11 protein-coding genes are annotated in these 12,499 nt (G+C 69.1%); 9 read left to right on the forward strand and 2 right to left on the reverse strand.

Going from position 1 to position 12,499, the window contains the following annotated elements; all coding sequences use genetic code 11:
• Positions 1-66: 66 nt before the first annotated feature.
• The 4 genes from POF73_RS02215 to POF73_RS02230 are packed head-to-tail and all read left to right on the forward strand — an operon-like array spanning position 67 to position 5,105.
• Entirely contained in the window at positions 67-1,485 is a 1,419-nt protein-coding gene (locus tag POF73_RS02215) for a glycosyltransferase family 2 protein (protein WP_272112901.1), read from the forward strand.
• Positions 1,485-2,522, forward strand: coding sequence for a glycoside hydrolase family 26 protein (locus tag POF73_RS02220; RefSeq protein ID WP_272112670.1), 1,038 nt, complete (start codon positions 1,485-1,487; stop codon positions 2,520-2,522). The genes POF73_RS02215 and POF73_RS02220 overlap by 1 nt, the downstream gene beginning before the upstream one ends.
• The gene (locus POF73_RS02225; RefSeq protein ID WP_272112671.1) at positions 2,522-4,285 is read left to right on the forward strand and encodes a glycosyltransferase family 39 protein; all 1,764 of its coding nucleotides are present in this window, start codon (positions 2,522-2,524) and stop codon (positions 4,283-4,285) included. Before POF73_RS02220 ends, POF73_RS02225 begins: the two co-directional genes overlap by 1 nt.
• Positions 4,286-4,328: 43 nt before the next feature.
• Positions 4,329-5,105, forward strand: a complete 777-nt coding sequence (locus POF73_RS02230; RefSeq protein ID WP_272112672.1) for a polyprenol monophosphomannose synthase — start codon at positions 4,329-4,331, stop codon at positions 5,103-5,105.
• Positions 5,106-5,226: 121 nt separating this feature from the next.
• Here POF73_RS02230 and POF73_RS02235 read toward each other — a convergent pair whose 3' ends face one another.
• The gene (locus POF73_RS02235) at positions 5,227-6,114 is read right to left on the reverse strand and encodes a hypothetical protein (RefSeq protein ID WP_272112673.1); all 888 of its coding nucleotides are present in this window, start codon (positions 6,112-6,114) and stop codon (positions 5,227-5,229) included.
• A gap of 73 nt (positions 6,115-6,187) precedes the next feature.
• Between POF73_RS02235 and POF73_RS02240 the strand changes: the two genes are divergently transcribed.
• The 5 genes from POF73_RS02240 to POF73_RS02260 all read left to right on the forward strand — a co-directional run bounded on the left by POF73_RS02240 (position 6,188) and on the right by POF73_RS02260 (position 11,528).
• Entirely contained in the window at positions 6,188-7,522 is a 1,335-nt protein-coding gene (locus POF73_RS02240; RefSeq protein ID WP_272112674.1) for a glycosyltransferase family 87 protein, read from the forward strand.
• Between the two features lie 710 nt (positions 7,523-8,232).
• Positions 8,233-8,676: a 50S ribosomal protein L13 gene (gene rplM / locus POF73_RS02245; protein WP_030046395.1), complete on the forward strand. Its 444-nt coding sequence runs from the start codon at positions 8,233-8,235 to the stop codon at positions 8,674-8,676.
• Between the two features lie 42 nt (positions 8,677-8,718).
• Positions 8,719-9,240 (forward strand): 30S ribosomal protein S9, encoded by a 522-nt coding sequence (rpsI, locus tag POF73_RS02250; RefSeq protein ID WP_030950653.1) that lies wholly within the window; start codon positions 8,719-8,721, stop codon positions 9,238-9,240.
• Positions 9,241-9,473: 233 nt separating this feature from the next.
• Complete coding sequence (gene glmM, locus POF73_RS02255) at positions 9,474-10,832, forward strand: phosphoglucosamine mutase (protein WP_272112675.1); 1,359 nt, start codon at positions 9,474-9,476, stop codon at positions 10,830-10,832.
• Between the two features lie 168 nt (positions 10,833-11,000).
• Entirely contained in the window at positions 11,001-11,528 is a 528-nt protein-coding gene (locus POF73_RS02260; RefSeq protein ID WP_272112676.1) for a hypothetical protein, read from the forward strand.
• A gap of 14 nt (positions 11,529-11,542) precedes the next feature.
• Here POF73_RS02260 and POF73_RS02265 read toward each other — a convergent pair whose 3' ends face one another.
• Positions 11,543-12,490, reverse strand: coding sequence for a DUF389 domain-containing protein (locus POF73_RS02265; RefSeq protein WP_272112677.1), 948 nt, complete (start codon positions 12,488-12,490; stop codon positions 11,543-11,545).
• Positions 12,491-12,499 lie beyond the last annotated feature (9 nt).

Here is a 12,499-nt window from a genome sequence, read left to right on the forward strand (position 1 = left end):
TACTCCTACGCCAGACGGCGGCTGTGGATCCTGACGATCAGTTCGCTGATCAGTTTCTGCTGCCTGGTGGTGAGCCAGTTCAAGCTGGCCCAGTCGTCGCCGGTGCTGTGGATCTACACGCCGCTGCTGCTGTTCACGGTGCTGTACTACCTGGTGTCGCTGCGGGTGAACGGTTTCACCCGGGACTTCGACATCGCGCACCACAAGCGGCTGGTGCACAACTGGCGGCCCGAGGTGTATCCGACGGTCGACGTCTTCCTGCCGGTGTGCGGCGAGCCCATCGAGGTGCTGCACAACACCTGGCGGCATGTGCGGGCGATGGCCGACCGGTATCCCGGGGTCTGCGTTCCGTTCGTGCTCGATGACGGGGCCGGCCCCGAGCTGGCCGCCATGGCGCGGGACTTCGGGTTCCGCTACGGCACCCGGGAGAACCGCGGCTGGTTCAAGAAGGCCGGCAACCTGCACTTCGGGTTCGGGCAGTCCGACGGCCGGTACATCCTGATCCTGGACGCCGACTTCACCCCGCGCGCCGACCTGCTCCAGGAACTGCTGCCGTATCTGGAGGCGGACCCGAGCATCGGGATCGTCCAGTCGCCGCAGTACTTCCGGGTGCTTGACTCGCAGAACTGGATCGAGCGCGGCGCGGGCGCGGTACAGGAGCTGTTCTACCGGTCCGTGCAGGTCTCGCGGCAGGGGAGCGACGGCGCGATCTGCGTCGGCAGCTGCGCGGTGTACCGGCGGGCGGCGCTGGAGACCAACGGCGGTACGACGCTGATCGAGCACTCCGAGGACGTGCACACCGGCTTCGACCTGCGGGGGCTCGGCTGGGACCTGCGGTATGTGCCGGTCGCGGTGTCGACGGGGGTCTGCCCGGACAGCGCGGGGGCCTTCTTCAACCAGCAGTACCGGTGGTGCTCCGGCTCGATGAGCCTGCTCGGCAGCCGGAAGTTCTGGCAGGCGAAGATCCGGCTCTCCAGCCGCCTGTGCTACATGTCCGGCTTCTTCTACTACATCCACACGGCGCTGTTCACCTTCGCCGCCCCGGTCATCCCGATCGTGCTGCTGCTGATGATGCCGGAGAAGCTCATGGTCGAGCATCTGGCGCTGGTGCTGCCCAGCATCATCTACACCACGATCGTCTTCCCGATGTGGCACAGGGCGCCCTACCGGCTGGAGGCCTGGGCGGCCCGCATGATGTACGGCTGGGCGCATGTCTTCGCCATCTGGGACATCCTCCGCAAGAACCGCATGGGCTGGCAGCCCACCGGCTCCTCCGGCGCCAAGACGAACAAGACCCGGCGCTTCTGGATCGGCATGTGGGTGTGGAGCGGCGGCACCGCGCTGATCTGGGTCGTGGGAGCGGTCTACCGGACGTTCACCATGGACGCCCCGGACTTCGCCCTGATCCTGTCCTCGGGGCTCTTCTACGCCCTCGTCGTGGGCCGGGTTCTGGTCCAGCCGCGGGAGAAGGCGGTGACTGCCTGATGCGGTCGTACATCCGGTCGTACACCCGTGTCCGTACGGCGCTCGCGGCCTGTCTGCTCAGCGGTGTGCTCGCGCTCAGCGGCTGCTCGGTGCTCGCCGGTGACGCGTCGGACGGCTCCTCGCAGAGCGGGCGGCAGGGCGAGGCCGGCACCGATGCCGGCGCGAGCCCCGCGGGCGACGTGCCCTACGACGTCGTACCCCTGCTGAAGCCCGGCAAGAAGTACTTCGGCGCCGCCGTCGACGGCGCCCCGACCTCCATGAAGGGCATCGACGCGTACACGAGGATGGTCGGCAAGCAGCCGAACCTGGTCGAGTACTACGCCGGCTGGGGCGACGGGTTCGACGCCACCGGTGTGCGCAACGCCTGGCGTGCGGGCGCCATGACGCTGATGTCGTGGGAGCCCTTCGACACACCGGTCGCCGACATCGCGGGCGGCAAGTCGGACGCGTACATCAAGGAGTACGCGACGGCCGTCCGCAAGCTGAACCTGCCCGTCGTGATCTCCTTCGCCGACGAGTTCAACGGGCACTGGGAGAAGTGGGGCACGAAGGACGTGACCCCCGCGGACTATGTGGCCGCCTGGCGGCACATCCACAGGACCTTCATCGACGCCGGCGCCTCGAACGTCATCTGGGCCTGGTCGCCCAACATCGTCAACCCGGTCAGGAGCGTCAGGCTCAAGCCGTACTACCCGGGCGACGCCTACGTCGACTGGGTCGGGCTGATCGGCTACTGGACGATCGAGGAGGACAGCGCCTTCGACAGCGTCTTCGGGCCGACCCGGGACCAGGTCCGCACCTTCACCAGGAAGCCGATGATCCTGCTGGAGACGGCCGCGATGGCCGGTGAGCGGCGGCGCGCCGACATCCGCAGTCTGTTCGCGGGCGTCCGGGCGGACGACGACATGCTCGGCTTCGTCTGGTTCAACCATAAAAAGCGTTCCGACTGGCGGCTGGAGGCGAGCCCGCTGGCGCTGAAGGAGTTCAAGCGCCTGGCCGCCGACGACAGCTTCGGCTTCGACGTACGGAAGCCGTGATGACCTCCCGACACGACCACTACACGCCTCAGCCCTACGATCCGTACGCCGAGGAGGAGTCGGCCTCCAGCTGGTTCAACTCCAACGGGCGGTATGGGTACCAGCAGGAGCAGTACCAGGAGCCCTACCCGGGGCAGATCCCGTCGCAGCCGCACGGACAGCACGAGGACCAGCCGACGTACGCGCTGCGCACGGTGCAGTACCAGCAGGTGCCGGACGAGCCCGAGTACCACATCCCCGAAACGCCGGAAGCCGGCTGGGAGATGGCGGCGAGCAGGCGGCGGGCCTGGGTCAGCCGGGTCGTGCTGCTGTGCATCATGGCCATCCAGGCGGCGCTGTCGCTGCGGCTGTCCAACACCGCCTTCCAGGACGAGGCGCTGTACCTGGCGGCCGGCCACGCCGAGCTGGACCACCTGCTCAACGGCACCGAGCTGCCCCGCGACTACGCCGCGTACTTCTCCGGCTCGCCGCAGCTCTACCCGGTGCTCGCCGCGCTCGTGGACGCGAAGTTCGGGCTGGCCGGGGCGCGGACCCTGAGCCTGCTCTTCATGCTCTGCACGACCGGGCTGCTGTACTCGTTCTCGCGGCGCCTGTTCAACGAGCGGGCCGCGCTGGCCGCCGCCGCGCTGTTCGCGGTGCTCCAGTCCACGGTCGTCATGGGTTATTTCGCCACCTACGACGCGGCCGCGGTGTTCCTGCTGGCCCTGGCCACCTGGATCGTCGTCTGCACCGACCGGGCGCCCGTGATCGCCGTGCTGCCGGCCGCGCCCGTCGGGGTGCTGGCGGTAGGGGTGAAGTACGCGTCCGCGCTGTATCTGCCGACGATCGTCGTGCTCGCGCTCCTGACCGCGTGGCCGCACAAGGGCGGCAGGGCCTTCGTGCGGATGGCGCTGCTCGCGCTCGGCATCGGCGGTCTCCTGGCGGCGGGGATGTACACCACCGACCTGATGGCCGGTGTCCGGCAGACCACCACCGACCGGGCCCACGGCACCGACACCACCGAGTTCCTGCTGGAGCAGACCGTCAATTGGGGCGGGCTGATGTTCCTGGCCGCCGTCGGCGGTGCCGTCTCGTACCTGCGCCGCAGCCGTATGAACGAGTCGCCGCTGGCCCTGCGCCTCGGCAACCCCGGCTGGCGCTGGCGGGCCCTGCTCGGCCTGGTGCTGTGCGGCACGGCCGTGCTGGCACCGGCGTACCAGATCCATCTGGGGACCGTGGTCTCGCTGTTCAAGCACGTCGGCTTCGGTCTGCTCTTCGCGGCGCCGATGGCGGGTGTGGGGGTGACCCGCCTGGTGGGTGCGCACTTCCGCTATCCCCAGCTCGGCATCATGCTCTGGACGGCGGTGCTGTGCCTCGGCATTCAGCAGGCGGACCGGCGTTTCGACATCTGGCCCGACTCCACGAAGATGATCAACGCCATCGAGCCGCATGTGGACCGCAAGGGCAACTACCTCGCCTCGACGCCCGAGGTGCCCGTCTACTACCTGTACGACCGGGCCGGCCACCACCAGTGGCACAGCCTCTTCGGCATGGAGTACAAGGACGCGAAGGGCAAGTACCACGGCGGCGACGAGGCCTACCGGGCGGCGGTCGAGGACGGAGACTTCGACCTGATCGTGCTCGACGGGCTCACCAACCCGAGGATGGACGACATCGTCGCCGCTGCCGTCCGGGGCAACCCGCACTACCGGCTGCTCGCCGAGATCCCGTTCCGCAACGCGAACGGCACGAGCGAGTACCGCATCTGGATCAAGACCTCCTGAGCGCATCCGCGCTGAGGTGTCCAGGGGAGGGAAAGAGAAAGCCATGACGGAACTCGACGGGTACGACCGACCCCCAGCCGACCCGGTCACCGTGGTGATGCCGACGTACAACGAGGCCGCGAACCTGCCGCGGATGGCCGAGCTGGTGCTCGGGCTGCCCGTCGACGGGCTGCACCTGAAGATCGTCGACGACTCCAGCCCGGACGGCACCGGGCGGATCGCCGAGGAGCTGGCCGAGAAGTACAACGCCGACCAGCCCGCCGGGCGGCGCCGGATGAGCGTGCTGCACCGGACCGAGAAGGACGGTCTGGGGCGGGCCTACGTCGCGGGCATGAGCGCCGCGCTGGAGGAGGGGGCCGCGTACGTCGTCCAGATGGACGCCGACGGCAGCCACCCGGCGGAGGCGGTGCCGCGGATGCTGGGGACGGCGGTGTCCTCGGGGGCGGGCCTCGTCATCGGCAGCCGGTATGTCGAGGGCGGCTCGCTGGACGAGGCCTGGGGGGTGCACCGGGTCCTGCTGTCCCGGTTCGCCAACCGCTACGCCCGGGCCGTGCTCGGCACGAAGATCCGGGATATCACGGCCGGGTTCAACCTGTGGTCGGCGGCGACGTTGCGGGACCTCGACCTGGGCACGCTGGACAGCGCCGGGTACAGCTTCCAGGTCGAGCTGAAGTACAAGGCCGTGCGGGCCGGGTGCAGTGCGGTGGAGATCCCGATCCGGTTCGAGGAGCGGACCGAGGGTGTGTCGAAGATGACACTGAGGACGCAGTGGGAGTCGGCGGTCGTGCCGATTCGGTTGCGTCTGAAGCACCTGGCCTGAAGCGGAGGACCTGAGGCAGAGGGCCTGAGGTAGACGTCCTGCAGCAGAGGTGAGCCGGGGCGGCGGCTGACTGGTCGTCGGCCGCCGCTGCTTCTGTCCGGCGTTGCCCGCTCGCGGTCCGCTACTCGTTGGCCGCAGCCGACGCCTGTACCTCGCCCCGCTTGTAGAGCTGGCTGCGGGCGAAGTCCTTCAGGTTGTTGCTGACACGGTAGGCCGCCGTGTCCTTCTCGGTCATGTCCTTGCCGTTGGTGAAGCCGGTGATGGTGAAGTAGACGTAACGGCCGTAGGCGTTGGCGGTCGAGAGGCAGACGGCGGACGTGCAGAAGTCCTTGATGCCCTTGCCCGAGAGCGACCTGGTGCTGTCCTTCTGGGTGTTGACCTTGCCGGTGACCTTGGAGGCCTGCGCGGCGGTGTCGAACACGGCCACGCCGACCGTCGCCGCGGTGCCGCCCGTGACGTACGAGACGCGCAGGAAACGGGTGCAGCCGTTGTCGGTGACGATCTTCGGGAGCCCGCCCGCGGTGACCGCGGAGCAGCTCTTCGTGTCGTCCGTCGCGCCCTTCTTGTACACCGCGTCGCCCACGGTCAGCTGGGTGCCCGGGAAGAGGAGCTGGGCGCCGAGCGGGGCGGTGTCCTTGGCCTTGCTGGAGATGAAGTCGATCGGGTTCAGCGGCGGCGGAGCGCTCGTCGACTCGAACGACGGGGCCGGGCCGGTGGTCTGACCCGGCAGGTTCGAGTTGCCGGGGACGCCGGAAGCCGGCTTGTTCGAGGCGGAGTTGTTGTCGTTCGCGGACACCACGGCCACGGCGACGGCAGCGCCGATCGCGACGGTGGCGAGTGCGCCGCCGCCGATGAACAGCAGTCGGCGCCGTTTGTTGCGCGTCTCGGACGCCTCGGCGAGGGCGGCCCAGTCCGGGGTCTCGTCGGCGCCGCCGTTCCACGGCTGCTGGGAATGCGGTTTCCAGGGATCCCACTGGGACTGGGGTTCCCCCTGCTGCCCGTAGCTCATGGGGCGCATCTTAGACGGGTCGCGGGTGTGCCGCTCCGCCTCAAGAAGCCCATGGGCCCCTAGCGTTCAGTTGATGAGCGAGTACAAAAGCGACATCTCCGGGTGGTTGGTGCGGCGGGCGACCTGGCATCTGTGGGTGGTCGTCGTGGCTGTGCTGGGGGCTCTCGCGGGGCGTACCGCGCGTGTGACCTCGGACGGAGGGATGGACAACGCCATCGTCGTGCGGGCGGCGCGGGGCTGGTTGGCGGGGGGTTCGCCGTATGACGACCCCCACTTCCTCTATTTGCCGAGTGCGGTGCTGGCGGCGGTTCCTCAGGTGCTGGTGCCGCCGGCGGTGCTGGGTGTGCTGGTGCCGGTGGGGGTGGTCGGGTGTCTGGTGGGGGGCTGGGGCTGCGCGCTGCGGCTGCACGGTGTGGCCCTGCGCAGCCGTTTCGCGGCCCTTGGTCTGATCGGGCTGGCGGTCGGGTTCGCGCCGTTCGCGCATCTTGTGCTGCTGGGGAACTGGACGGCTACGGCTGTGCTTGCCCTGCCGCTGGGGTTGTTGCTGGCCGGGCGGGGGCGGTGGGTGGCGGCGGGGGTGGTGTTCGGGGCGGCGGTCGCGTTGAAGCCGTTGCTGGCGCCGGTGGGGTTGCTGTTCGTGTTCGCGGGGCGGTGGCGGGGTGTGGGAGTGATGGCCGGCGTGCCGGTGGTGGCGTCCGTGGGGGCGGCGTTGGTGCTGCCGGATCCTGCGGGGTTTCTTACGCGGACGTTGCCGTTTCTGCTGCGGGGGGACGACGGGTTTGTGCGGCTGTATGAGGCGTCGCCGGTTGCGGTGTTGCCGCGGGTGGGGGTGCCGGTGGCTGTGGCCGGGGGGATCGGGGTGGTCGCTGCGGGGGTGGGGGTGGTGTGTGCGTATCTGCGGTGGCGGCGTGGGGGTGGTGGGCCGCTGAGGCTTTCGGAGACCGCGGCGATGCTGATGCTTTCGGCGTTCCTGGTCTCCAGGCCGTCGTACGACCACTATCTGCTGGTTGTTGTGCCTGTGCTGGTGGCTGGGCTGCCGCGGGAGGGGGCCGTCGTTCGGGGGGTGTGGTTCTGGTTGGCGATGGTTCCGCAGCTTCCTGGGGTGAGCTGGCCCTATCTGGAGGCGGTGGAGCGGAGGGCGTTTCGGGACGCGGTGACGTTGTGCGGTCTGGCGGTGGCGGTTGCTGTTGGTTGCCTCCGGTCCGCTCGGGTTTTTTCGCCCCCGCCGCCCCTACCCGTCCCGTCCTCCAGGGGCTCCGCCCCTTCGACCCCGCCAGTGGCTCCGCCCCTGAACCCCACCGGGGGCTCCGCCCCCGGCCCCCCGGGCGATGGCCCACCCACCCACCCGACTCGGTCGGCCAGGAGGCTCGACTCTGGGGCGTCGGGGGCGGGCGGTGTGGGGGAGTGACGGGTGGGGTGGGAGAGGGGGTGACGAGGGGTGTGGGAGGGGGAGGCGAGAGGCGACGGGTGGGGTGGGAAGAGAGTGGCGAGGGGTGTGGGAGAGCGAGGGGCATGTGGGAGGGGAGTGGCGAGGGGTGTGGGAGGGCGAGGGGTACGTGGGAGAGGGAGTGGCGAGGGGTGCGGGAGGGCGAGGGGTACGTGGGAGGGGGAGTGGCGAGGGGTGCGGGAGAGGGAGGGGTACGTGGGAGGGGGAGTGGCGAGGGGTGTGGGAGAGGGAGGGGGAGCGGCGAGAGGCGTGGGCGAGGGAGTGGCGGGGGGTGGGGCCTCTTCGGTAGGCGGCCCCTCGTCTGGTCGGTGCTTTCTGCCCGCCTCGTTCGTCGCTCTCTGGTGCCGGTCGCGTGGTCTCAGCCTGTCCGGTGTGTGACGGAGCCCACGCGGTAGGCGATGGGGCCGGGTGGGCGTTTAGGCTGGGGGTGCTGAGCAGCAGGGACCTGTCCCGGCTGGGTCATTTTGACCCGGCCGTGGCGACGCAGGTATCCTGCATGTTCGTTGTGTATTGGCTTGCTCATTCTCACGGGACGGGCCCTTACACCGGTCCACCGGGCCGATGACCAGCAACCCCACGTACGCGGTATGCGTCGCCGCAGTGGCTCAGGCTGTCGTGATCGTTTCGGTGACCTGTTCAGGACCATTCACTCGAAGCGAAGGCTACGAACCGTGCGTACGTACAGCCCCAAGCCCGGCGATGTGACGCGCCAGTGGCACGTCATTGACGCTCAGGACGTCGTCCTGGGCCGTCTCGCCAGCACCGCCGCCTCCATCCTGCGGGGCAAGCACAAGCCGATCTACGCGCCCCACGTCGACACCGGTGACTTCGTCATCATCATCAACGCCGACAAGGTGCACCTCTCCGGCAACAAGCGGACCCAGAAGATGGCGTACCGCCACTCCGGCTACCCGGGTGGTCTGCGCTCCGTCCGCTACGACGAGCTCCTCGACAAGAACCCCGAGAAGGCCATCGAGAAGGCCGTCAAGGGCATGCTCCCCAAGAACACGCTGGGCCGTCAGATGCTCTCGAAGCTGAAGGTCTACAAGGGTGACCAGCACCCGCACGGCGCGCAGCAGCCGCAGCCGTACGAGATCACCCAGGTCGCGCAGTAAGTCCGGCCACCCCCTAAGACTGAAGAGAATCTGAGGAGAATCGTGGCCGAGACCACCGTTGAGCAGCCGGTCGAAGAGACTGAGCTCGTCGACATTGACAGCTACACCACCGAGTCCGAGGTTCCGGTGGAGGGTGAGTACACCTCCGAGTCCCTCGCCTCGCGTTTCGGTGAGCCCCAGCCCGCCGCGGGCCTGGGCCGCCGCAAGAACGCCATCGCCCGCGTCCGGATCGTTCCGGGCACCGGCAAGTGGAAGATCAACGGGCGCACCCTTGAGGACTACTTCCCCAACAAGGTGCACCAGCAGGAGGTCAACGAGCCGTTCAAGGTTCTTGAGCTCGAAGGTCGCTACGACGTCATCGCCCGTATCGCCGGTGGCGGTGTCTCCGGCCAGGCCGGTGCGCTGCGTCTCGGTGTCGCCCGTGCGCTGAACGAGGCCGACGTCGACAACAACCGCGGCCCGCTGAAGAAGGCCGGCTTCCTCAAGCGCGACGACCGTGCGGTCGAGCGCAAGAAGGCCGGTCTGAAGAAGGCCCGCAAGGCCCCGCAGTACAGCAAGCGCTAAGCGCAAGCTGCCTCTGCTGGTACTCCGGTACTCCGAACGCCCCGGCGGCACGCCACAGTGCCGCCGGGGCGTTCGTTTTATCCCCGGGCTCGGGCGTATAACGGCACAAGACGTTCAAAGGCTTGTGTGATCCGATGCCCAGGCATGGAATGCCTGGGAGGCGGGAGCCCCCCGGCGGCGTATCGCGCGCGCCGGCTCCGCTTCTCGGAACTGATGTTTCCTCAGGAGGACAAGTGGGACGACTCTTCGGCACGGACGGCGTGCGCGGCGTCGCCAACGCGGATCTGACGGCCGAGATGGCGCTCGGTCTGTCCGTGGCGGCGGCGCACGTACTGGCCGAGGCGGGCACCTTCGAGGGCCACCGGCCGACCGCGGTGGTCGGTCGGGACCCGCGTGCGTCCGGGGAGTTCCTGGAGGCCGCCGTGGTGGCGGGCCTGGCCAGCGCGGGTGTCGATGTGCTGCTCGTCGGAGTGCTGCCGACGCCCGCCGTGGCCTATCTCACCGGCTCGCTCGGCGCCGACCTCGGCGTCATGCTCTCCGCCAGCCACAACGCCATGCCCGACAACGGCATCAAGTTCTTCGCCCGCGGCGGCCACAAGCTCGCCGACGAGCTGGAGGACCGCATCGAGACCGTCTACGACGAGCATCGGCACGGTGAGCCGTGGCAGCGGCCGACGGGCGCGGCCGTCGGGCGGGTGCGGTCGTACGGGGAAGGGTTCGGGCAGTACGTCGAGCACCTGCTGAGCGTCCTGCCGAACCGGCTCGACGGGGTGAAGATCGTCCTCGACGAGGCGCACGGCGCCGCGGCCGGGGTTTCGCCGGAGGCCTTCTCGCGGGCCGGGGCCGAGGTCATCACCATCGGTGCCGAGCCGGACGGGCTCAACATCAACGACGGGTGTGGGTCGACCCACCTGGGGCAGCTGAAGGCCGCTGTTGTCGAGCACGGTGCGGCTCTCGGCATCGCGCATGACGGGGACGCCGACCGGTGCCTCGCCGTGGACCACACCGGCGAGGAGGTGGACGGCGACCAGATCCTGGCCGTGCTGGCGCTGGCCATGCGGGAGCGGGCCGAGCTGCGGTCCGACACCGTGGTGGCGACCGTGATGTCCAACCTCGGCTTCAAGCTGGCCATGGAGCGTGAGGGCATCGCGCTGGTGCAGACCGCGGTCGGTGACCGGTATGTGCTGGAGGAGATGAAGGAGCGCGGGTACGCCCTGGGCGGCGAGCAGTCCGGGCACGTGATCATCCTTGATCACGCGACCACTGGTGACGGCACGCTGACCGGGCTGCTGCTGGCGGCCCGGGTCGCGCAGACCGGTCGTACGCTCAAGGACCTCGCCTCCGTCATGGAGCGGCTGCCGCAGGTGCTGATCAATGTGCCGGACGTGGACAAGTCGCGAGTGAAGACGTCGGGGGAGCTTGCCGCGGCGGTCGCCGAGGCCGAGCGGGAACTCGGGTCCACGGGGCGGGTGTTGCTGCGGTCGTCCGGGACCGAGCCGTTGGTGCGGGTGATGGTCGAGGCCGCCGACATCGACCAGGCCCGCGCGGTCGCCGGGCGGCTGGCCGATGTGGTGAAGTCGGCGCTGGGGTAGTTCCACGGGACCTCGGGCTTCACCCGGACATCACTCGGGTGCCACTCGGTATCACTCGGGCATCACTCAACGTACGTAACAAAGAGTGCATGTCTGATCGCTGGTTGTTTCACTTTCGTCGAGGGGGCTCTGCCCGGTGCCCTGCCTCGACGGAAGTGAGACAGCAGTATGAAGATCGCGAGCAGTAGAAATCTGAAGCGAGCAGTCGGTCCGGTTCTGGCCGCCGGTCTCGTCGTCACCGCCCTCGCCACCCCGGCCGCGGCCCAGACCCCCGGTTCCACCGCGTTCCGCCTCTTCGGCGGCGCTTACCTCAGTGCGCGGGCCGGTGTGCAGAACCAGATGTCGGCCAGTGTCTCCGGCGGTCGGCTGATCCTCACGGACACCTCGGGTGTCGCGCTGGGACCGGGGTGTGTTCGGGTGTCCGCCACCAGTGCCGACTGCGGCGCCGTCGGCACCGTCGGGAGTATCTCGATCGGGATGGGTGACCTGAACGACAGCTTCCAGTCGAGCCTTGCGATCCGTGCCGTCGTCGACGCCGGCACGGGCACCGACACCGTGGCGACCGGTGGCGGCAACGACACGATCGGCGTGAGCGACGGCGCGCCCGGCGACACGGTGACCTGCGACGGTGGCGCCGACACGGTGTTCCGCGACGTCGGTGACAGCATCGCCGCGGACTGCGAACGGCGTTTCTAGGCGCTGCCCGTCCTTCAGAGGCCGCCCGTCCTCGCCGAACGCTCGCGCTGTCTGGCCCACAGCCACTTCTGGGCCAGGAGCGTGAGCGTGCCGGCGAGGATGATGCCCAGCAGGTTCAGGAGCAGCTGGCCCGTCGAGAGCCAGGTCTGCTTGGCGTCGTCGTAGATCAGGGCCACGGCCGCGTTGGCGGCGGCCGGGACTGTCGTCACCGAGATGGCGACGCCGACCAGGGCGCCGGACTTGGCGGATGTCAGGGAGAGGGTGCCGGCGGCGCCGGCGAGGACCGCCACGACGAACGAGAACCAGTCGGGGGCGTAGATGAACCCGGTATTGGGCCGGTCGGCCTCCAGCTTGGCCTCGGTGAACAGGCCGACGGCGTCCATGAAGTAGCTGAAGCCCACCGTCACCGCCATTGCCACGGCGAAGCCCACCAGCAGGGCGATCAGCGAGCGCAGCGCCAGGCGGGGCGCCCGTTGCACCACGGCGGTACAGATGCCCGCCAGCGGTCCGAACTCCGGGCCGACCGCCATCGCGCCGACGATCAGGATCGCGTTGTCGAGTACGACACCGCAGGCCGCGATCATCGTGGCGAGCGTGATGAAGGCGAGGTAGGTGACGGAGAGGGTCGACTCCTCGTGCGTGGCGTCCGTGAGGTGCCCCCACAGCACCGCGTCCGCACCTTCGCCCGGAGCCTCCGCCTCGGCCTTGTCGGCCCGCTTGGACAGCGACAGGTCGATGTTCTCGACGGCGATGGAACCGTGCGTGTCGAGGCCCAACTCCTGCAACCTGCTGAGGAGTTCATCGCCCGCCTCCCGCGCCACGTCGCACATGACGACGTCCCCTGAAGGGTTGCGGGCGGCTCCCGGCAACACGACCAGGTGCGTGGTGCCGACCGTCTTCTCGATCAGGCGGACCGCGTCGTCCGTCTTTCCGGTTGGCGTGATCAGGCGCAGATGCAGCATGACGCCTTT

Origin of the sequence: Streptomyces sp. HD, assembly GCF_028369295.1 — a bacterium.
Taxonomy (GTDB): Bacteria; Actinomycetota; Actinomycetes; order Streptomycetales; family Streptomycetaceae; genus Streptomyces.